Annotated in this window: 20 protein-coding genes; 9 read left to right on the top strand and 11 right to left on the bottom strand. The window is 71.2% G+C overall.

Annotation, left to right across the window (positions count from 1 at the left end):
* Positions 1-3: 3 nt before the first annotated feature.
* The 4 genes from ACFWM2_RS16295 to ACFWM2_RS16280 form a co-directional block, all read right to left on the bottom strand.
* A complete protein-coding gene (locus ACFWM2_RS16295) occupies positions 4-1,725 on the bottom strand; it encodes an ABC transporter substrate-binding protein (protein ID WP_383279186.1) in 1,722 nt (573 codons plus the stop codon).
* Positions 1,726-1,896: 171 nt separating this feature from the next.
* Positions 1,897-1,989 carry an Ms4533A family Cys-rich leader peptide gene (locus tag ACFWM2_RS16290; RefSeq protein ID WP_383279183.1) on the bottom strand — a complete coding sequence of 31 codons (93 nt, stop codon included), beginning with the start codon at positions 1,987-1,989 and terminating at the stop codon, positions 1,897-1,899.
* Positions 1,990-2,045: 56 nt separating this feature from the next.
* Positions 2,046-3,332 carry a DUF3152 domain-containing protein gene (locus ACFWM2_RS16285; RefSeq protein WP_383279180.1) on the bottom strand — a complete coding sequence of 429 codons (1,287 nt, stop codon included), beginning with the start codon at positions 3,330-3,332 and terminating at the stop codon, positions 2,046-2,048.
* Positions 3,333-3,445: 113 nt separating this feature from the next.
* Positions 3,446-4,480 carry an alpha/beta fold hydrolase gene (locus ACFWM2_RS16280; protein WP_383279177.1) on the bottom strand — a complete coding sequence of 345 codons (1,035 nt, stop codon included), beginning with the start codon at positions 4,478-4,480 and terminating at the stop codon, positions 3,446-3,448.
* Between the two features lie 184 nt (positions 4,481-4,664).
* Between ACFWM2_RS16280 and ACFWM2_RS16275 the strand changes: the two genes are divergently transcribed.
* The 4 genes from ACFWM2_RS16275 (at position 4,665) to ACFWM2_RS16260 (ending at position 6,587) form a co-directional block, all read left to right on the top strand.
* Positions 4,665-4,880 (top strand): hypothetical protein, encoded by a 216-nt coding sequence (locus tag ACFWM2_RS16275; protein ID WP_383279174.1) that lies wholly within the window; start codon positions 4,665-4,667, stop codon positions 4,878-4,880.
* A 210-nt stretch (positions 4,881-5,090) separates the two neighbouring features.
* Complete coding sequence (locus ACFWM2_RS16270) at positions 5,091-5,732, top strand: TetR/AcrR family transcriptional regulator (protein ID WP_383279171.1); 642 nt, start codon at positions 5,091-5,093, stop codon at positions 5,730-5,732.
* 190 nt (positions 5,733-5,922) lie between these two features.
* A complete protein-coding gene (locus tag ACFWM2_RS16265) occupies positions 5,923-6,150 on the top strand; it encodes a DUF3107 domain-containing protein (protein WP_121405835.1) in 228 nt (75 codons plus the stop codon).
* A gap of 167 nt (positions 6,151-6,317) precedes the next feature.
* Positions 6,318-6,587: a hypothetical protein gene (locus ACFWM2_RS16260; RefSeq protein ID WP_383279168.1), complete on the top strand. Its 270-nt coding sequence runs from the start codon at positions 6,318-6,320 to the stop codon at positions 6,585-6,587.
* 51 nt (positions 6,588-6,638) lie between these two features.
* Here the strand turns inward: ACFWM2_RS16260 and ACFWM2_RS16255 are convergent, their stop codons facing one another.
* On the bottom strand, positions 6,639-7,388 hold the full coding sequence (locus ACFWM2_RS16255; RefSeq protein WP_383279165.1) for a ferritin-like fold-containing protein: 750 nt from the start codon (positions 7,386-7,388) through the stop codon (positions 6,639-6,641).
* Between the two features lie 468 nt (positions 7,389-7,856).
* Here ACFWM2_RS16255 and ACFWM2_RS16250 point away from each other — a divergent pair, with 468 nt between their 5' ends.
* Positions 7,857-10,085, top strand: coding sequence for a DEAD/DEAH box helicase (locus tag ACFWM2_RS16250; RefSeq protein WP_383279162.1), 2,229 nt, complete (start codon positions 7,857-7,859; stop codon positions 10,083-10,085).
* A gap of 847 nt (positions 10,086-10,932) precedes the next feature.
* Positions 10,933-11,838, top strand: coding sequence for an alpha/beta fold hydrolase (locus tag ACFWM2_RS16245; protein WP_383279159.1), 906 nt, complete (start codon positions 10,933-10,935; stop codon positions 11,836-11,838).
* An 85-nt stretch (positions 11,839-11,923) separates the two neighbouring features.
* On the opposite strand, the gene ACFWM2_RS16240 is transcribed toward ACFWM2_RS16245, so the two are convergent.
* Complete coding sequence (locus ACFWM2_RS16240; RefSeq protein ID WP_383279156.1) at positions 11,924-12,820, bottom strand: NYN domain-containing protein; 897 nt, start codon at positions 12,818-12,820, stop codon at positions 11,924-11,926.
* A gap of 224 nt (positions 12,821-13,044) precedes the next feature.
* Here ACFWM2_RS16240 and ACFWM2_RS16235 point away from each other — a divergent pair, with 224 nt between their 5' ends.
* Entirely contained in the window at positions 13,045-13,197 is a 153-nt protein-coding gene (locus ACFWM2_RS16235) for a hypothetical protein (protein ID WP_121405831.1), read from the top strand.
* A gap of 84 nt (positions 13,198-13,281) precedes the next feature.
* Here ACFWM2_RS16235 and ACFWM2_RS16230 read toward each other — a convergent pair whose 3' ends face one another.
* The 4 genes from ACFWM2_RS16230 to ACFWM2_RS16215 form a co-directional block, all read right to left on the bottom strand.
* On the bottom strand, positions 13,282-13,887 hold the full coding sequence (locus ACFWM2_RS16230) for a MarC family protein (RefSeq protein ID WP_383279152.1): 606 nt from the start codon (positions 13,885-13,887) through the stop codon (positions 13,282-13,284).
* A 256-nt stretch (positions 13,888-14,143) separates the two neighbouring features.
* Positions 14,144-15,010, bottom strand: coding sequence for a PHP domain-containing protein (locus ACFWM2_RS16225; protein ID WP_383279150.1), 867 nt, complete (start codon positions 15,008-15,010; stop codon positions 14,144-14,146).
* Positions 15,011-15,388: 378 nt separating this feature from the next.
* On the bottom strand, positions 15,389-16,030 hold the full coding sequence (locus ACFWM2_RS16220) for a DUF6758 family protein (RefSeq protein WP_383279147.1): 642 nt from the start codon (positions 16,028-16,030) through the stop codon (positions 15,389-15,391).
* 485 nt (positions 16,031-16,515) lie between these two features.
* Positions 16,516-17,100, bottom strand: a complete 585-nt coding sequence (locus tag ACFWM2_RS16215; protein WP_383279144.1) for a suppressor of fused domain protein — start codon at positions 17,098-17,100, stop codon at positions 16,516-16,518.
* A gap of 528 nt (positions 17,101-17,628) precedes the next feature.
* On the opposite strand from ACFWM2_RS16215, the gene ACFWM2_RS16210 reads away from it, so the two are divergent.
* Positions 17,629-18,741, top strand: a complete 1,113-nt coding sequence (locus ACFWM2_RS16210) for a magnesium and cobalt transport protein CorA (RefSeq protein WP_383279141.1) — start codon at positions 17,629-17,631, stop codon at positions 18,739-18,741.
* A gap of 44 nt (positions 18,742-18,785) precedes the next feature.
* Positions 18,786-19,331 carry a hypothetical protein gene (locus ACFWM2_RS16205; RefSeq protein WP_383279138.1) on the top strand — a complete coding sequence of 182 codons (546 nt, stop codon included), beginning with the start codon at positions 18,786-18,788 and terminating at the stop codon, positions 19,329-19,331.
* A 24-nt stretch (positions 19,332-19,355) separates the two neighbouring features.
* On the opposite strand, the gene ACFWM2_RS16200 is transcribed toward ACFWM2_RS16205, so the two are convergent.
* Positions 19,356-20,063, bottom strand: a complete 708-nt coding sequence (locus ACFWM2_RS16200; RefSeq protein WP_383279787.1) for a hypothetical protein — start codon at positions 20,061-20,063, stop codon at positions 19,356-19,358.
* Positions 20,064-20,224: the final 161 nt, after the last annotated feature.

The raw sequence follows: 20,224 nt of genomic DNA, 5'->3' as shown, positions 1-20,224 counted from the left end.
GGGCTACTTCACCGCGACCTGGGAGATGTCCAGGACGCCGGTCCAGTCGCTGATCACGATGTCCTTGACGTCCTTGCCGTACAGCCGCTTGTAGACCGGGTGGAACAGCGGCACGGTCAGCGCCTGCTCGCCGATCTTCTTGTCCAGTGCACCCCAGCGCTTGGCGGCCTCGTCAAGATCGGTCAACTTGTTGATCGCGTCAATCTCGTCATTGACCGACTTGTCATTGAGGAAGCCGGTGTTGAAGTTGGCGCCGTCCTTGACGATCTGGCGGCCGTCGAAGATCGGGGCGAGGAAGGGACCGCCGGACGGCCAGTCGGCACCCCAGTGCGCGAGGAAGAGCCCGGGCTCGGTCTTGACGCTGTGGATCTTGTCCTTGTAGTCGTTCTCCTCCAGACCCTGGAGCTTGACGGTGATCCCGGCCTTCTTCAGGGCGTCCTGGACGGCCGTCGCGATCTCCGGGCTGGTCTCGAAGTCCTTCGAGTTGGAGTGGGTCAGCGTGATGGTCAGGCCGTTCTTGTAGCCGGCCTCCTTCAGCAGCTCCTTGGCCTTGGCCGGGTTGCCGGACTTGCCCGCCGGGAACAGGTCGTAGGGCGTGTAGCCGAAGGACTTCTGGTTCGGCAGATACGTCGTCGCGGCCTCGGCGAGCGAGGAACCGCCGGCCGCGTTGATCACCGACGAGCGGTCGACGGCGTACGAGACGGCCTGCCGCACCTTCGGGTTGTCGAACGGCTTCACCTTCGGGTTGAAGGCCAGGTAGTTGGTGTAGCCGAAGTGCCCGGTGCCGACGCGCGAGGCGAGTTCCTTGTCGCCGGTGACCTTGGCGAGCTCGGCCGGGCCGAGGTTGGTGTCCGTGGTGACGGCGGTGGCGTCCGCCCCCTGGGACGCCGACAGCCGCTGGTTGATCACGGAGGAGTCGAGGCCGGACCGTACGTCGATCTTGTCGGGGTAGGCCTTGCGCTCCTCGTCGGTGGCGGACGACCAGTAGGTGTTGCGCTCCAGGGTCAGCCGCTCGCCGTCGTTCTCGTTCTTGACGACCTTGTACGGGCCCGAGGAGACCGGGTGCTCCTCGTACTTGGTGCCGTTGTCCTTGGCCTTCGGGACGGGCGTGAACTGCGTCTGCGTGGCCAGGTAGGGGAACTCGCCCTCGGGCTTGTTCAGGTGGAAGACGATGGTGCGCTCGTCCGGGGTCTCGATCGAGTCGAGTCCCTTGCCCTTGTCCTTGTACGGGCCCTGGTAGTCGGCGCCGCCGATCAGCCAGTCCCTCAAGTAGGGCGCGCCGCCCGAGAGTTCGGCGGCGAAGGAGCGCTCGATGCCGTACTTGATGTCGGCCGTGGTGATCGCGGTGCCGTCCTCGTACTTGAGGCCCTTCTTCAGGGTGTACGTCCACACGGTCGCGTCCTTGCTCGGCCGGCCGGTGTCCGTGGCCAGGTCCGGGACGACCTTGGCACCCTCGGCGCCGTCCTCGCGGTTGCGCGTGGTGAGCGTGCGGAAGACGAGCGAGGGGACGTTGCCGCCGCCGGAGGTGTAGAGCCGCGCCGGGTCGAAGTCCTCCTGGGGGTTGGAGTTCAGGACCGTCAGCGTGCCCCCCTTCTGCGGCTTGGAGTCGCCACCGGCGCCCTTGGCATCGTTGTCCTTCGGCCCGCAGGCGGCGGCACCCGCTGCCACGACCAGGCTGACGGATGCCGCGGCCACGCGGCGCGCTATGACGGACGGTTGACGCATCGGAAGACGACCTCTCGGAAGGATGTCTCGCATGGCGAGACGAGACGACACAGGGTGAGACGAAGCTGAGCAGAGCTCGCCCCGGGCGTCGGAGAGCACGTCGGGAGACCGGCCGTGAAGAACATGCGGAACCCAGAGAGGGAACGCGACGCACACGCCAGGGGCGAGGCGTCAGCGACAGTGAATGTCGGCCACGCAGAGTGCGGTCACGCCGATGAGCGCCAGCTCAAGGGCGGCGCATACGGAGGCGTGACGAGGCGACATGCGCAGAAATATGAACGAATTTTCGCCTGGTGTCAACGCGGCTCCGGAGGCGCCCGTCAACTCCCCGGGTATGCCCAGGGATTGGCCTTGCAGTGGATCCCGTCGTGGTCGAGGAACTTTGTCTGCTGCTGCATGACGGGTGCGAGGTCACCGTCCTTGCCGCACGTGACATGGCCGAATCCGAGCCGATGGCCCACCTCATGGTTGATCAACATCTGCCGGTACGCGTGAATTCGGTCACCGTAGGTCTCGGAGCCCTGCGCCCAGCGGTACGCGTTGATCATGACGCGGTCGGTGGCGGCGGAGTCGCACGACACGTTGTCCTCGGTGGTGTCGAGTCCGGACTTGGCGCACCAGGTGGCGGTCGTACCGGGACTCGCGAGCGTGATCACGAAGTCGGGCTTCCCGGAGGAGATCCGCTCGAACGTACGGCCGCCGTTGTGGGCCCAACTCCGGTCGTCGTTCAGCGTCTTCTGCACGGCCTGCGCGAAGAGCGCGCCGTCCAGCCCCAGCCCCTGCTCCACGTCGACGCGGTAGGTGTACTTGCGCCCCTTGCCGGGCGCCTTGTCGAAGCCCGGGACGGCCTCGAACTTCCCCGACCCCTTGAGCTGCGCGCCCAGCGCGTACGTCTTGCTCATCTTCTGGTCGTACGTCAGCACCGTCGCGCTCGGCTTGCCGGTCGGCGTCGGCCGCTGGTCACCGCGCGAGGCGGAGTCCCGGACGCCCCGGTCACCGCCCCCGGCGGCCTGCGGGCGCACGGTGCCGTCCGCAGGCCCGTCGGCGACCTGACCGGCGACCACGACGGCCAGTACGGTCGTCACCGCGGCGGCCGCGATCCCGGCGAACGCCCGCCCCTTGCCACCGCCCTTGGCCGTGCCCGGCCGGCCGGTCTCCGGCGGCTCGGCGTCGTCCGCATGCGGGGCCTGCGCCGGGACCGCGACATACGGCCCGGAGCGGAGGGTTCCGCGCGACGCGAAGACGTCGTCGTCCGCGCCGAAGAGGTCGTCACCCTCGTCGAAGGCGTCGAGATAGGCCTGCCGGGGTCCGCGCCGGCCCGGCTCCTGCCGCTGCTGCGGAATGCGGGGTCCCACGGGCCCGCCTGCCGGCCCACCGCCGGGCGCACCCTGCCCGGCATACGGCGCGCGGCGCGCCGCCTGCTCCGGCTGCGGGACGCCGTATCCGGCGCCCGTCACCTGCGGGCCGCCCCTCAACTCGCCCCAGCCGCCCCCGCCCTCGCGCTGCTCGGGGTGTCCGCCGCGCACCTGGGGCACGCCGTGGGCAGGGGTGCCGTAAGGAAAGCGCGGGACGCCGTGCGCCGGCGTCCCGTCCGGAAAGCGCGGCATCGTGCCGGCCGGCGCCCCGGCAGGGGGCACCGTCGCTCTCGGAGCGGCCTGCTTGTCGCCGGCGTCGTTCTTGTCTGCCCGCCCCCGACGGCTGTGACGTCCCACCCCCGGCCTCAGCTCTCCGTGTTCGTCTGGTCGGCATGGTCGGCCGCGTCCCTCGCGGCCGACGCGCCCCCGGCCGCCGGTCCACTCAACTCACCGGTGTCCGCGAGGAGTTCACGGAAGGCGGTGGCGACCGTCTCGGGGTATTCCATCATTGCGACATGTCCCGCGTCCGGCAGGGTCAGCAGCCGCGCGTCGCGGAAGGCGCGGGCGGCGCGCTGCGCCATGCGGTAGCCGACGAGCTGGTCGCGGCCGCCGTAGATGAGCAGGGTCGGCGCGAGGACCCGTTCGGCCTGGCGCCACAGCGAATGCTGCCCACCCAGGGTGTACGCGTTGACGATGCCGCGGGCCGAACGCGCCATGGCGTCCCAGAAGTAGGGGAGGGCGAGCCGCCGCTCCATCTCCTCGACCGCGTTCCGGAACGCTTCCGGCGACACCATGGCGGGGTCCCCGTAGCAGAGCGCCGTGACCCCGCGGACCCGCTGCTCGGCGCTCCAGTCCCTGGTGAGCCGGGTGAACAGACGCGCCACCCCGGGCAGTGCGAGCAGCGCGGTCGGCCACGCCGTGCGCTGCGCCCGGATCTCCGGCAGCGCGGGCGAGACCAGCGTGAGCGTACGGACGAGGTCGGGGCGTACGGCCGCGACGCGCGTCGTGACCGCTCCCCCCAGCGAGTTCCCGAAGAGGTGCACGGGGCCGCGCCCGGAGGCGTCGAGGTAACGGATGACCGCGCGCGCGTGCCCGGTGACCGAGTAGTCCCCGTCGTCCGGTGGCGGGGAGTCCCCGAAGCCCGGCAGATCGAGCGCCTCGCTGTCGACGAGGCCGTCCAGCCGCGGCATCAGCGCCGACCAGTTCTGCGAGGAGCCGCCAAGGCCGTGCACGTACAGCGCCGAGGGCAGGCCGTCGCGCGCAGGCGGTCTCGACCGCACCGTCAGCGTGATCCCCGGCAGGCCGACGGAGCGCAGCCGCTCGCCCTCCGCGACCTTGACCGTGCCCACCTTGGGTGTGACGGAGGTGGCCAGCACGGACGGCAGCTCGGTCGAAGACATGCGGCAATGTTACGAGACGATCACGCAGTGGTTCATGTGTTCGCCATCACACATCGCGACCATTCCGCAGCGGGATCGCATAGCGCCCCTCCGACGTGTCTCCTAGGCTCGAAACAGGGCACCCATACGTGGCCCGTGCTTCTTTTTCCGGAAGCTCAGGGAAGTTCTAGGAAGGGAGCCCACCATGGCCATCGATCCCACCGACCCCGAGACATTCGAGGACGAGGAGACCGTCGACCTCGCCGAGGAGACCCCGGAGGCCGACGCCGCCGAGCAGCACACCGACGTGGCTCCGGACCGTGACGACTCGCTGACCAGCGCGGACCCGGCCACCGCCAACGAGGCCGACCTCGCCGAACAAGCCCGCGTCGTCCCCCTCGACGAGGACGACTACCGCTGACGGCCATGATCACCCCGGCCGGCCGCCGGGGACCCCGGGACCGGCGGGAAGGCGCCCCGCGACCGCCCCGCCCCTGCTTGACGCGCTCTGTGGGGCTATCGCCGTTGTCCGGTCCGTGAAATTCTGCGCTCGCAGCGCGCACATCACGGTTACCGAAAAGTACGATGGCGGCGCGGCGCACACCGCATGTGGACGAAATTGGGAGGCGGCGTGACAGCCATCGAGCAGACAGAGGCGGCGCGCCCGCGGGGCACACGCCTGCCGCGCCGTGCCCGACGCAACCAGCTCCTCGGCGCAGCCCAGGAGGTCTTCGTTGCCCAGGGGTACCACTCGGCCGCGATGGACGACATCGCCGAACGCGCGGGCGTCAGCAAGCCGGTGCTCTACCAGCACTTCCCGGGCAAGCTCGACCTCTACCTCGCCCTCCTGGACCAGCACTGCGAGTCCCTGCTGGAATCCCTGCGCAAGGCGCTGGCCTCCACCACGGACAACAAGCTGCGCGTTCGGGCCACGATGGACGCGTACTTCGCGTACGTCGAGGACGACGGCGGCGCCTTCCGGCTGGTCTTCGAGTCCGACCTGACGAACGAGCCCGCCGTGCGCGAGCGCGTCGACCGGGTCACCGTCCAGTGCGCGGAGGCCATCTGCGAGGTGATCGCCGAGGACACCGGCCTGTCGCGGGCCGAGTCGATGCTGCTCGCGTCCGGCCTGGGCGGACTCGCCCAGGTGGTGGCGCGTTCCTGGCTGCACAGCGACCGCAGCGTCCCGCGCGACCAGGCGGTGCAGCTGCTGACCTCGCTGGCCTGGCGGGGCATCGCCGGCTTCCCCCTGCACGGCAGCGAGAACCACTGACGTACGGCGCGGACGGCGCCCGTCACCGGCATACGGCCCGGCGGCGCGGCACGGTCCGCGTCTTTGTTCCCGTCGCGTGTTCGCTGTTGGCGTTCTTGGACGGAACGTGCGGGTCCCCTCACCGGGCTAATGTGTGCTGCGTACGGCGCGGAGGAACGCGCACATCACTGACCGTCGGAGGGACATAGCCGTGGAGGTCAAGATCGGCGTGCAGCACGCGCCTCGCGAGATCGTTCTGGAGAGCGGTCAGACCGCCGAGGAAGTCGAGCACGCGGTGTCCGAGGCGCTGGCCGGCAAGTCGGCCCTGCTGAGCCTCGTGGACGACCACGGCCGCAAGGTCCTGGTCCCGGCCGACCGTCTCGCGTACGTGGAGCTCGGCGAGCCCACCACGCGCAAGGTGGGCTTCAGCGCGCTGTAGCAGACAGCGGAGAAGGGGCCTGGCGGCATCCGGCGCCGGGCCCCTTTTTCACGACCTGAACTGCACAGACGGAACACATCTCCCCCACAGAGGAGGATTGCGTTCCGCAGCTCAGGGGTAGACCGGGTACGACCGATTTGCCCCAGCCGTGCGGGAGGGACCACACCATGTTCTTGGAAGCGCTCGGCTCTGCGATCCTCGGTTTCGCGTTGGCCTGGGCGGCGGTGCACCGCCTCTCCCACCGCCTGCCCGCGCGCACTCTGGTGCTTCCGACGGGCATCGCCGGCGCCCTCTTCGGCGCCTTCCTCACCCACAGCGCGCTGGGGCCCGGCCACTTCGCCCTCACCCTCGTCGGCGCGGTCGCCGTCGCCGCCGCCTCGCTGTCCCTCCTGCTCCGTCCGGCGGAGCGATTTCGCCGCCGCTCGGCGCCGGCGTAGGGACCGCCGCAAGGACACCGGCGACCCGGCGCACCACTAGTCCGGCGCGGCCTAGGCGGCCAGGCCCAGCGCGGCCATCCGCTTCGTGTGGGCCTCGGTGATCCGGGAGAACATCCGGCCGACCTCCGCGAGGTCGAAGCCGTCCGCGACTCCGCCGACGAGCATGGTCGACAGGGCGTCACGGTCGGCGACCACCCGCTGCGACTGGGAGAGGGCCTCGCCCATCAGACGCCGGGCCCACAGCGCGAGCCGCCCGCCCACCCGCGGATCCGCGTCGATCGCCGCGCGCACCTTCTCGATGGCGAAGCTCGCGTGCCCGGTGTCGTCCAGCACGGCCAGCACCAGGCTGCGGCTGTCGGTGTCGAGGCGGGCCGCGACCTCCCGGTAGAAGTCACTCGCGATCGAGTCGCCGACGTAGGCCTTGACGAGCCCCTCCAGCCAGTCCGAGGGGGCGGTCTGCCGGTGGAAGCCGTCGAGGGCGGCGACGAACGGCTGCATGGCGTCGGTCGGCTCCGCGCCGATCGCGGCCAGCCGGTCCCGCAGCTGCTCGAAGTGGTGGAACTCGGCCGACGCCATCTTCGCCAGCTCCGCCTTGTCGAGGAGCGTCGGCGCCAGCTTGGCGTCCTCGGCCAGCCGCTCGAACGCCGCCAGCTCCCCGTACGCGAGCGCTCCGAGGAGATCCACGACCGCGGCGCGGTACTGGGGGTCCGCAGAGGCCGTGTCCCAGTCCTGGGCGGCGACTGCGGTGGCCGCGGGAGCGGTCTCGGCGGGGGTGTCAGCGGCGTTGTCCGGCGTCGTCATGAAGCGCACAATAGCCCGCTCGTCGCGACACGGAAGTCCCTGGTCAATCAGTGTGACGACGACCATGTGACCAAACCGGCCAACGCATGTGCACGATTCCGGGGTATGGTGGTAATGCGCCCGGCGAGTATGTGACGGGCCGCACGAATGAGGATGCCCGGTCGGAGGCCCGATCGGCTCCGAACCGACAGCCCTCCACGTGGGTACGGCACATTGCGTACGACATCCGGAGGGACCCTCAGCGGTACGAGCGCTCGAGCGTCGGCTGTGGTCCCATGCCACTCGGCCCGCCCGACAAGCGGCCGACGTCCCCGGCACGGTCCCGACACGACCCCCGCGCTCGCCTCGCACCGCGTACACAGAAGAGGCAGCACCCTGACTACGACTTTCCGAGACCTCGGAATCCTTCCCGAGACGGCCGAAGCACTTGAGGCCGTCGGCATCGTCACCCCCTTCCCGATCCAGGAGATGACGCTCCCCGTTGCCCTCACGGGCACTGACGTCATCGGCCAGGCGAAGACCGGCACCGGCAAGACGCTGGGATTCGGCCTCCCCCTCCTGGAGCGCGTCACCGTTCCCGCGGACGTCGAGGCGGGCCGGGCACAGCCCGAGCAGCTCACCGACGCCCCGCAGGCGCTCGTCGTCGTGCCGACGCGCGAGCTGTGCACGCAGGTCACCAATGACCTGCTCACCGCGGGCAAGGTCCGCAACGTGCGCGTTCTCGCCATCTACGGCGGCCGGGCGTACGAGCCCCAGGTCGAGGCCCTCAAGAAGGGCGTCGACGTCATCGTCGGCACCCCGGGCCGCCTCCTGGACCTCGCGGGCCAGAAGAAGCTGAACCTGAAGCACATCAAGTCGCTCGTCCTCGACGAGGCCGACGAGATGCTCGACCTGGGCTTCCTGCCCGACGTCGAGAAGATCATCAACATGCTGCCGGCCCGCCGTCAGACCATGCTGTTCTCGGCCACGATGCCGGGCGCCGTGATCGGTCTGGCCCGCCGCTACATGTCGCAGCCCACGCACATCCGCGCCACGGCGCCGGACGACGAGGGCGCGACGGTCCGCAACACCGCGCAGCACATCTACCGCGCGCACAACATGGACAAGCCGGAGATCGTCTCGCGGATACTGCAGGCCGACGGCCGCGGTCTCGCGATGGTCTTCTGCCGCACCAAGCGGACGGCGGCGGACCTCGCCGACCAGCTCCAGCAGCGCGGTTTCGCGTCCGGCGCGGTCCACGGCGACCTCGGCCAGGGTGCCCGTGAGCAGGCGCTGCGCGCCTTCCGCAACGGCAAGGTCGACGTCCTCGTCTGCACCGACGTCGCCGCCCGCGGCATCGACGTCGAAGGCGTCACGCACGTCATCAACTACCAGTCCCCCGAGGACGAGAAGACGTACCTGCACCGCATCGGCCGTACGGGCCGCGCGGGTGCCAAGGGCATCGCCGTCACGCTCGTCGACTGGGACGACATCCCGCGCTGGCAGCTCATCAACAAGGCGCTGGACCTCGGTTTCCCGAACCCGCCGGAGACGTACTCCACGTCCCCGCACCTGTTCGAGGAGATGAACATCCCGGCCGGCACCAAGGGTGTCCTGCCGCGCGCCGAGCGCACACGCGCCGGTCTCGCGGCCGAGCAGGTCGAGGACCTCGGTGAGACCGGTGGCCGTGGTGGTCCGCGTGGCCGCGGTGGCCGCTCGGCCGGTCCGGCCCCCGAGCGCGAGCGTGAGCGCCCGGCGCGTGCGCCGCGCAGCCGTCGCCGTACACGCAATGGCACGCCGCTCGACGAGTCGTCCGCGGCTCCGGCACCGGAGGCGACGACCGAGTCGGTCGACGCCGTCGAGGCCACCGAGCCGCGTACCCCGCGCACCCCGCGTCGTCGTCGCCGCACCCGCGGCGGAGCGGCCGGGGAGGCGCCCGCTGTGACCGAGGCCGTCGCCGAGCCGTCTGCCGAGGCCGCCGTGGCCACGGCCGAGGGCGTCACCGACGAGCCGGCGAAGTCGCGCCGTCGCCGTACCCGCAAGACCGCGGAGGCGGTGGAGACGGCGGTCGTCGAGACCCCCGTCGCCGAGGTCTCCGAGGCCGAGACCACGCCGCGTCGCCGCACCCGCAAGGCCGCGGAGACCGTGGTCGACACGGTGGAAGGCGTGAGCGAGGCCCCGGCCGCGCCGAAGCGCACCCGCAAGGCCGCGGCTCCGGCCGCTGCCGAGGCCGCTGTCGACACCGCCGAGGGCGAGGTCGCCGAGACCAAGCCCCGTCGCCGTACCCGCAAGGCCGCGGTCCCGACCGTCGACGCCGACATCCCGGCACAGACGGCCGACGAGCCCGTCGCCGCCGCGCCGCGGCGCCGGACCCGCAAGGCCGCGGAGACCGTGGTCGACACGGTCGAGGGCGTGAGCGAGGCCCCGGCCGCGCCGAAGCGCACCCGCAAGGCCGCGGCTCCGGCCGCTGCCGAGGCCACGGAGGTGTCCGAGGCCAAGCCGCGGCGCACCCGCGCCAAGGCCGCGACGCCTGTCGCCGTCGTCGAAACCGCCGAGGGCGAGGCCGTCGAGACCAAGCCCCGCCGTCGCACCCGCAAGGCCGCGGTCCCGACCGTCGACGCCGACATCCCGGCACAGACGGCCGACGAGCCCGAGGCCGCCAAGCCGCGGCGCCGGACCCGCAAGGTTGTCGCCGCCGCGGAGTCTGCGGAGAGCTGATCCCAGCCCGATGGCCCGGTCCCACATCCCGTGGAACCGGGCCATCGGCATCTCCGCCCCCGGGCCCAGCGCCACCGCCGCCCGAGCCCATCGGCAGCCCCTCAGGGGCGCCGCCCGCGGTGAGCCAAGCCCCCTCTCCTGCCTGGGGCATCCGGCGTCGAGGCCGCGTCTGGGTGGGCTCAGTCCCCTCGCTGCTCGGGCCCCGGCGCCGGCACCTGGGCAGACCGAGGAGCCCGGCACTGCGGCGTGCCCACCCGGGCGGGCAAACTCCCCTCTCCATTGGCACCGTGCGCCGGTGCTGCCGTGGGGGTGGGACGGCGAGCGCGGCGCTACGCCGGTGCCGCTGCGGCCGCCCTCCCCGCCCTTGGCTTCACTTGAGCGGGAGGACCCCCGTCGCCCCTAGCGGCACGCATGCCCGCAGCTGAGACCGGTGGCCCCCAGCGGGCGCCCGCTGGGGGCAGCCCACAGCGATGGCGGTTGACCGCCCCGCCCCGCCTCGGCGTGCCCGCAGCCCGCAGTGAAGATGGTTGCCGCTGCCCGCAGCGAAAACGGTTGCCGCCGCCCGCAGCGCAAGGCGGCGACGGCGTCCCGCCCACGCCCGCAACCCCCACGCACCCGCAGTCGCGCACGCACCGAAGGGGCCGTGCCGGTACATCAAATGCCCGTCGCCATGCGTCAGGACAGGCAACCGAGCACCCCCAGAAGACAGCACAGCCGGTAGGGCGACGGGCGGATGTACCGGCACGGCCCCGACCCACCCACCGGCGAAAGGCGAACCACCCACCGCCGGACGGCGAACCACCCACCACCAGACAGCGCACCCCCCGCCGCCCGATAGCCTCCCCTCATGAGCAGGCCTCCCAGCTTTGTCCCGCCCGTCGGCGTGCGTGCGTACCGGCTGACGACCGCGCGCGGTGAGTTCGCCGTGCTCGACGCGGCACCCGGAGCGCGGAAAGAGACGAGAGGGACGGTTCTGCTGCTGCCGGGGTTCACCGGGAGCAAGGAGGACTTCATCGCGCTGCACGGGCCGCTCGCCGAGGCGGGCTACCGTACGGTCGCCGTGGACGGCCGCGGCCAGTACGAGACACCGGGCCCGAGGGACGACGAAGCGCCGTACGCGCAGGGCGAGTTGGCGCAGGACGTGCTCGCGCAGGCGACAGCCGTGGGCACCAGGGTGCACCTCGTGGGCCACTCCCTGGGCGGCCTGATCGCCCGCGCGGCGGTCCTGCGGGACGCGACCCCGTTCGCGTCGCTCACCCTCATGTCCTCCGGCCCGGCACAGATCTCCGTCTCCCAGCAGCAACGCGTCAAGCTGCTGAGGGACGCGCTCGCCGTGATGAGCATGGCGGACGTGTGGGACGCGATCCAGGCCATGGAGTCCCCCGAGGAGACCGACACCGGCGAGCCGGGACACGACGGTACGGGCGAGCTGGACGCCGGCCTGGACGCCGGTCTGGACGACCGCGCCGACCTGCGCCGCCGCTGGCTGGCCACCAGCCCCGCGCAGCTCATCGCGACGGGCCGTCAGCTGTGCACGGAGCCGGACCGCGTGGCCGAGCTGGCCGCCGTACCGCTGGCGATGCACGTGGTGTCGGGCGTACGCGACGACACCTGGCCGGTGCCGCTGCTGGACGACATGGCCGCGCGGCTCAAGGCCCACCGCACCGTCGTACGGGATGCCGAGCACTCCCCGAACACGGACCAGCCACTGGCGACGGCCCGCGCCCTGGCGGCCTTCTGGGACCAGACGTAGCACCACCAGACGTAGCGCCACCAGACGCAGCGCCACCAGACGCAGCACCACTACACGTAGGACCCGGGGGGGGCGGCCGGAACCGTTAGTACTGCGCCCGCACGTGCTCCCAGAACCCGTCCCGCAGCGCGCGCCGCAGATCCGGCTGGCCGCGCAGCGAGTACTGCAGCAGTCCCTCGGCCTCGACGAGCAGATCCTGGTCGACGGAGCCGGGCAGATACGGATGGCCGGGCAGCAGCTCCGCCAGCGCTTCGCGGCCCCGCGCCGCCAGCCACTTCGCGGCGATCTGCGCGCCCACGAACCGCACGTCGTCCCGGGCCGGCCGGGGCGCCGCCGCCAAGTCGTAGGTGGCGGCGGTCCGCCGGGACACGTACGGCTTGAAGAACTCGAGGTCGAAGGTCCGCTGGCTGTCGACCTCCCAGAGCAGCGGGTCGGCCTGGTTGCGTCCCTCGGGCGCCTCGATCCCCCAGAGGTGGACCCGCGCCCCGTACCCCTGCGCGGCCTCGACCGCGGAGACCAGGTCCTCGTCACCGCCGAGCAGCGCGGCGTCGCTGATGGCGCGGTGCCGGGCGAGGGACTCCAGATCGGACCTGATGATGGAGTCGACGCCCTTCTGCTGGTTGTTGGCGTTGAGGTTGCCGAGCCGCACCTTGACGTCGGGAAGCTCGGCGATGGACTGCTGCTCGGCGGTGTGGATACGGCGCCGCGCGCCGTCGTACCAGTAGACGCGCAGCAGCCGGCTGTCGGCGAAGATGGTGCGGGCGCGGTCGATGAGCGCCTCGATGAGGCCCTCCGCGTCGAGGTCGAAGGCCCGGCGGTCCTCGGTGCCGGCGACGAGCCGTCCCGCGGCGGCGTACAGATAGCCGGCGTCGACGAAGATCGCATGCGTGGAGGGTGTCTTCGCCACTTCGGCGAGCATCCGCTGAAGCAGCTCGTTCGTACGGTCGATGCGGCCGCCGAGCGCCGCGAGGTCGTCGTTCATCGCCTCTATTGTCCCGGCGGTCACGCTGTGAACACAACCGGTCCCGGTCGGTCGACCCCATCCCTTACTCGTCAGTAATTAGGTTCTCGAAAATTTTCCTTAGCGTAGGGAATGTTTGTAACACGCATCCCGTTGAATCCGTAGAGAGCAAGGGGCACTGACGCCTCCTGCGCCACTCATCAGTAGTTCTCCTCAGGAGGATGACCAGACGAAGGGAGAAGCCCATGCGCTTCGAAATCATGCGACTCGACGACGTCGACGGAACCCCCGTTGACACCACCGTCGTGGACGCCGCCTCCGTCAACCGGATCGTTCAGCAGGCCGCGGCCATAGGCCAGCGACTCTGGATCCGCCCGGCCGACTCGACTGCCTCGTAACCCGCGGACGCTTTACACGTAACCCGCAGACGCTTTGCAGACTTCGGAGCCCCGTACGGCACATGCCGTGCGGGGCTCTGTCCGTCAACTCCCCCTGATCACCTGCGTGATGCCGTTGATGATCTGCTGTACGGCGATCGCGGAGAGCATCATGCCCGCGAGCCGGGTCACCAGCACCACACCGCCGTCCTTGATGACGCGGATGATCAGCAGCGAGTAACGCATCACGACCCACAGCACGACATGGATCGCGAGGATCGCGGCCCACACGGACACCTGGGTCGCCACGCTGTCCGCCTTCTGGACGGCCAGGATCACCGACACGATCGCGCCGGGGCCCGCGAGCAGCGGCATGCCCAGCGGGACGAGCGCGACGTTGACGTCCTTGGTCTGCTTGGGCTCGTCCGTCTTGCCGGTCAGCAGATCGAGGGCGATCAGCAGCAGAAGCAGTCCGCCCGCGATCATCAGCGCGGGCACGGAGACATGCAGGTAGTTCAGGATCTGGTGCCCGAGCACACCGAAGACGGCGATGACTCCGCCGGCCACACAGACGGCCTGGAAGGCCATGCGCTTCTGCACCTTGGCGGGACGGCCGGCGGTGAGCGCGAGGAAGATCGGGGTGATCCCGGGGGGATCCATGATCACGAAGAGGGTCAGGAAGAGGGAGCCGAAGACGGCGACGTCGAACACGGTGAATGGCCTTGCGAAGGTGGTGAGCGGAACAGGGGCGCCCGCGCGGCACGACAGCCGGTACGGGCAGGCGTTCTGCACGGCGAACGGCCGGCGGAACGGACAGCACGGGCGATCGACGCCGCATGCGGTGAAATTCAGGGACGGGCAGGGTGGTCAGGGGCTGCCGGAGCCGAGGGCGACGGCGGACCCGTGCACCCGGGGCGACGGCAGACGTGCCGCACCGCAGGTCCGACGGAGAGGCGCCCGAAGGCGGTCAGACAGCGCGGCCCCCACCCGCGCCCGGCACCGGAAACGCCCCGGTCGCCCGACGCGTGATCTCCCCGTACACCTCGGGGTCGGTCGTGAACTCCCCGAGCACGCAGGTCTTGCGGCTGCCGTGGTAGTCGGAGGACCCCGTGGTGAGCAGCCCGAGTTCGGCCGCCAGTCCGCGCAGTCGCGCCCGCGTCGCCGGCTCGTGGTCCATGTGGTCGACCTCGATGCCGTCGAGTCCGGCGGCGGCGAGCTCCGCTATCGCGGACTCGGGCACGGTGTTGCCCCGCTTGGTCGCGGCCGGATGCGCGAAGACGGCGACCCCGCCCGCGCCCTTGATCAGCCGGATCGCCTCGAAGGGGTCGGTCTCGTGCTTCGGCATGTACACCCGGCCGCCGTCGGCCAGCCAGTCCTCGGTGAAGGCGTCGTTCACGGTCGGCACGACCCCGAGTTCGACCAGGGCGGACGCGACATGGGGGCGGCCGACGGATCCGTCGCCCGCGATGCGCGCGACCTGTTCCCAGGTGATGGGCACGCCCATCCCCTGGAGCCTGGCGACCATGCCCCGGGCGCGCGGCACCCGGTCGTCCCGGACCAGCTCGCGCTCGGCGAGCAGCTGGGGCTCCTCGGGGTCGAAGAGATAGGCCAGCATGTGCAGGCTGATGCCGTCGAGGCGGCAGGACAGCTCGGCGCCGGTGACCAGCGTCAGCCCCGCGGGGAGGGCGACGAGCGCCTCCGCGTACCCGCGGGTGGTGTCGTGGTCGGTCAGCGCGACGACGTCCAGACCGGCGGCGGCCGCGTTGCGGACCAGCTCGGCCGGGGTGTCCGTGCCGTCGGACGCGGTGGAGTGGGTGTGCAGATCGATGCGCACGACGCGGACTCCAGGCGGTGACGGTACGGAAGGGGACGCTCAAGGATAACGGGAGTCCCACCCCTCCCTGTCACACCCGCCCCCGGGATGCGCCCCCTACGTCGACGCCGCGGATCTCGCCCTTCCGGCCCGCACCGCCACGACGACGACCCCATCCCCGCCCCGCCACTGCGAAGACCCGGTCCCCGCACCGCCACGGCGAAGACCCGGTCCTCGCACCGCCACGGCGAAGACCCCGCGCCCGCACCGCCACGGCGAAGACCCCGTGCCCGCACCGCCACGGCGAAGACCCCGCCGCCCGTCGCCCGCCGGTGAACACGCCGGTGAACACCTCCGCCAGGACCTCACCCTCGTCCCGCTGCGGAGGCCCGCGCCGCCCTACGGCTCGAGAATCCTCGGCGACAGCGCCCCGCACGGCAGCAGATCCACTTCCGCGCCGGCGTCCCGCAGATCCGTCAGCACCAGCTCGTCGTACATCAGCAGCCCGGACTGCTCCGGCCAGACGACCGCCCACAGCCACAGCCCGAGCGCCTCGCCCGCGAAGACGGCACGGTCGTCCGGGGCGCCGGAGACGAGCCAGAGCGGGGTCGGCCGGCCGGCCGCCAGCACCTTCGCCTGGGGCGGCTTCTCGACGTTCATGTACGGGCCGGGGTCGGGTCCGTCGATGCCCGCGTACCGCGCGCCGAGGCCGACGCCGAGTTCCTCGGCGACGAGGATCAGCTCTCCTATGCCGCCGAGCGGTCCGGGTCCTGAGCAGGCCACGGCGGTCGCCCGGCCGCCGCTGCGGTCGTCGCCGGCGCAGGCCACGCCCGTGAACAGCCAGCCGACCGGCAGGGGCCACGGCATCCACACCGGGACCTGGGTGCGGTGCACCACGACACCGAGGGCCTCGACGCTGGGCGGGATCACGGGCTGCAGTGGATGCACGGTCCCGTGCACATCGCACTGCCAGGAGTCGGAGAAGAGTCCGGGAGCCCTGACCCGGCCACCACACTTCGGGCAACTGGGTTCGCCCCTCATAGGGCCCAACGGTCCTCCCCGTCCTTCGCCGCGTCAAGGACGATCACCCGTCCGGCGCGTGCCCACCTCCCACGACCACTAGATGGCCGCTTACATTAATTAGCCCCGCTAACTTATTACGAGCGCGGCGGTCACGGCCGCACTCGGTGCCGTGGTGGCCGTCGCACGGCGCCAACCCGCGCGGCCGAGAAGCTGGAGCCGCGGCGCGCAGCCGAGGACGGGGCCACGGCCTTCACCCGAGGACGGGGTCACGTCTTCGCCCGAGGGCGGGGGCACACCTTCGCCCGAGGACGGGGGCACGCCTTCACCCGAGGACGGGGGCACGCCTTCACCCGAGGACGGGGGCACGCCTTCACCCGAGGACGGGGTCACGCCTTCACCCGAGGACGGGGTCACGTCTTCGCCCGAGGACGGGGTCACGGTCTTCGCCAACTGACCCGCTCCAGACCGAGCCTGACGGTGACTCAGTCAGGCGGTGTCCGGGATCAGTCGAGGGACACGGACTTGCGCAGCGGATCGCGCAGGTCCGTCCCGCCGCTCAGCCAGCGCTCCTGGAGGGCGCCCGCGCCGTGCACCCGCTTCCACGCGGCCTCGTTCGGAGTCATCGGCAGCAGCGGCAGGAAACGTACGGGATCGGCGGGCTCGTCCAGGTCGAGATCCTCGACCAGGCCTCCCGACTCGGCGACCAGCACGGAGGTGAACGGGGCGCCGGGCCACAGGGGTTCACCCACGTCCAGGGATGCGCCGGGGGCCACCACCAGCCCCTCGACCTGCGGCGAGGCGGCCAGTACGGCGAGCGGGCGGAGCACCTTGTCGGTGTCGGTGCCGCTCGCGCGTACCGACAGCACCAGCTCGGCGCGCGGGCCCTTGACCGGGTCGGCGAGGGCCGCGGTGGGGTCCGTCATCGGCTGCGCCGACATGCCGAGGGTCGCGTAGCGGACGACGTCGCCCGCTGTGAAGCGCAGCACTTCGATGCGGTCCGTGCCCAGGAAGGTGACCGCGGCGCGCGCGTCGGGTTCGCCCAGCGCGGCGCGCAACCGGGCTTCGACCAGCGGAAGAACGTCTGCCATACGCCGAGCATAGGCCGCGCTTTTTCCAGCCGGGACCGCCGCACCCGCGGTCAACAACCGGCAAAGCGGCGCGTTGACGCTTCGGTGCGCTGATAGTCTTGGCCGCTGGTCGGGGCAGCACGCAGAAGCGTCGCTCTCAAGCCTCGACGCGTGAGACTCCCCTGCGGGGGCTCCCTGCGGGGAATGGATCGTCCCTCACGGGGGACCGGCCGGAGGAGGTGGGGCTGCAATGGACCGAAGTCGACCGTGCAGTACCACCCGCTCTTCCTGCCGTTGACGTAGCTCTGGCTCTGCCGGCTGCCACCTCTCGCACTCGCATCTCGTCTGTCCGGTGCACCGACGGAAGAGCACTTCGTTTCCGCCTGATCCATCTGACTGATCCGTCTGATCTGAATCAGTAGCGAAGCCGCCACCGCGACGGTGCGGTGCTCCCCGCTTTGTGGACGTGCCAAACATCCGCAGTCAGGACGTCCCCATTCCGGGTAGTTCCAACCGTCGCCGGCCGCCTCCGTTGCGAAGGAGCCTGCCATGTCGATGATCCGTGACCTCCGCGCCGCGGTCCGTCCCCGTCCCTCGCTGCGCAAGGACAGTGGCTCGTACGACACGACCCGTGACCCCGGTACGCCGTCGGCCGTGGTGGACTGCGCCGTCTACCGCGACGGCGCCCGCGTGCTGACGCCGGATCAGCTGACGCCCCATGAGGCGATGCGTCAGGTGCGCCGCGACGGCGGCTTCGTCTGGATCGGTCTGCACGAGCCCACCGAAGCCGAATTCGCCGGTATCGCCAGCGAGTTCGGGCTGCACCCGCTGGCCGTGGAGGACGCCGTCCAGGCCCACCAGCGACCCAAGCTGGAGCGGTACGACGACACGCTCTTTACCGTCTTCAAGACCATTCACTACGTCGACCACGCCCAACTGACCGCCACCAGCGAGGTGGTGGAGACCGGCGAGGTGATGTGCTTCACCGGGCGGGACTTCTTCATCACCGTCCGGCACGGCGGGCAGGGCTCGTTGCGGGCGCTGCGGCACCGGCTGCAGGACGACCCCGAGCTGCTCGCCAGGGGACCCTCGGCGGTGCTGCACGCGATCGCCGACCACGTAGTCGACGGCTACATCGCGGTCGCCGACGCCGTGCAGGACGACATCGACGAGGTCGAGACGGAGGTGTTCTCGCCGGGGCGCAAGGGCACGCCGCGCGGCACCGACGCGGGCCGCATCTACCAGCTCAAGCGTGAGGTGCTGGAGTTCAAGCGGGCGGTGTCGCCCCTGCTGCGTCCCATGCAGCTGCTCAGCGAGCGGCCGATGCGGCTGATCGACCCCGACATCCAGAAGTACTTCCGGGACGTCGCCGACCACCTCGCCCGGGTGCAGGAGCAGGTGCTCGGCTTCGACGAGCTGCTGAACTCGATCCTCCAGGCCAACCTCGCGCAGGCGTCCGTCGCGCAGAACGAGGACATGCGCAAGATCACGTCCTGGGCGGCGATCATCGCCGTACCGACCATGGTGTGTGGCGTGTACGGCATGAACTTCAGGCACATGCCGGAGCTGCACTGGCGGTACGGCTACCCCGTGATCATGGGGATCACCGTGGTCATCTGCCTCGGCATCCACCGCACCCTGAAGCGCAACGGCTGGCTCTGAGCGGGCCGGTCACCGGGCGTGGGCCGCTGGATAGTCTTGCCCCCATGACGGAACAGCTGCTCGACCAGGCCCTCGTCGAGGAGGCCACCAAGAAGTCCGGGCTGATCTGGGTGACGGGCAGCCGGGTGCCGACGCTCGACGGCCGGCGGGACCAGGAGCCGGCCTCGCGTCCGCTGTGGCACGTGTGGCACGACGGCGCGGTGTGCCTGGTCGGCGACGGCACCGGCGAGCAGCCGCTGCCTGGGCTGGTCGACGGGGCCGACGCCGTGGTCACCGTACGCAGCAAGGACAAGGGCGGGCGGCTGGTCTCCTGGGCCGCGAAGGTGGTGGAGCTGACGCCCCGGTCCCCCGAGTGGGAGGCGGCGGTCGCCGAGCTCAAGGGCAAGCGGCTGAACGCGCCCGACGGAGAGGCGATGCCCGACCGGTGGGCGCGGGAGTGCCGGCTGCTCCGTCTGGAGCCGCAGGGCACGACGTCGGCGCTCCCGGACGGGTCCCTCGCCGCGGCGCCGCTGCCGACCTCGGCCACGACCCGCCAACCGGCGCCCGCAGGGCTCCCCCGGCTCCTCTTCAAGAAGCGCAAGCGCGGCTGACGTCCGCGGAGGCGCCGTCCTCGGTCACGACGCGGGCAGCTGCTGCCCGTAGTCCACCGTTTCCTTCTTGGAGGGCTCGGCCAGGGAGAAGTCCTGGCCCCAGTCCGTGAGGCTGAGGGTGCCGGCGTCCGCGGCGCGCACCAGGCGGAGCGGGTACGGCTTGCCCTCCAGGGAGACGTCGAGGCTGCCGCCGGAGCCCTTGTCGCCGGTGATGCGGATGGTGCGGGTGCCGCCCTGCTCGTGGTGGCCGTCGGTGGCGAGCGCGCCGTGCAGCGTGAGCAGACCGTCGAGCAGGACGTTCTTGTCGGTGAAGCCGCTGAAGCGCTTGTAGGCCGGGTCGCCGGTCGGCACCTTCACGTACATGCCCTCCAGCTTGTCGGCGGCCGCCGCGTCCGATCCCCCGTCGTCGCCCTTGCCGTCCTGATGGCTCCAGAACTCCGCGTCGGCCTTCAGGAAGAGGTGCTCACCGACCCGCAGCAGCCGGAAGGTCGCCCCCTGCGAGGTGACCGACCCCGTGCCGCCGTCGCCCTTGAGGCGCATGTCGAGCGTGTACGTACGTCCGTTGGTCACGACGGTTCCCGACAGCCGTACCATCTTCGCCGACTCCGCGGCCGTACGCGTCCGGCTCTGGATCTTCGCGGCGGACAGCTTGCCGACCCCGTTCGTGCCCGCGTCCGGGTCCTCACTACTGCACCCTGTCAGCCCCGTCCCCGTCACGACCAGGGCGCACATCGCGCTCACCAGTGCGGTCCTGTGGGTACGACCCAGGGGCTTTGCGGTCACAGGCGGGGCTACCTCTCGTGCGGGCGTCCTCAGCGGCGTACGGCAGCGTACCGGGGTCTCCCACGTCCCCCGGAGGCAGTCCGTCCGGACCGCTCACCAGGGCGTATCCG

It is taken from the genome of Streptomyces sp. NPDC058371 (genome assembly GCF_042723265.1).
GTDB lineage: Bacteria > Actinomycetota > Actinomycetes > Streptomycetales > Streptomycetaceae > Streptomyces.
This window is presented reverse-complemented; position numbering and strand designations above follow the sequence as displayed.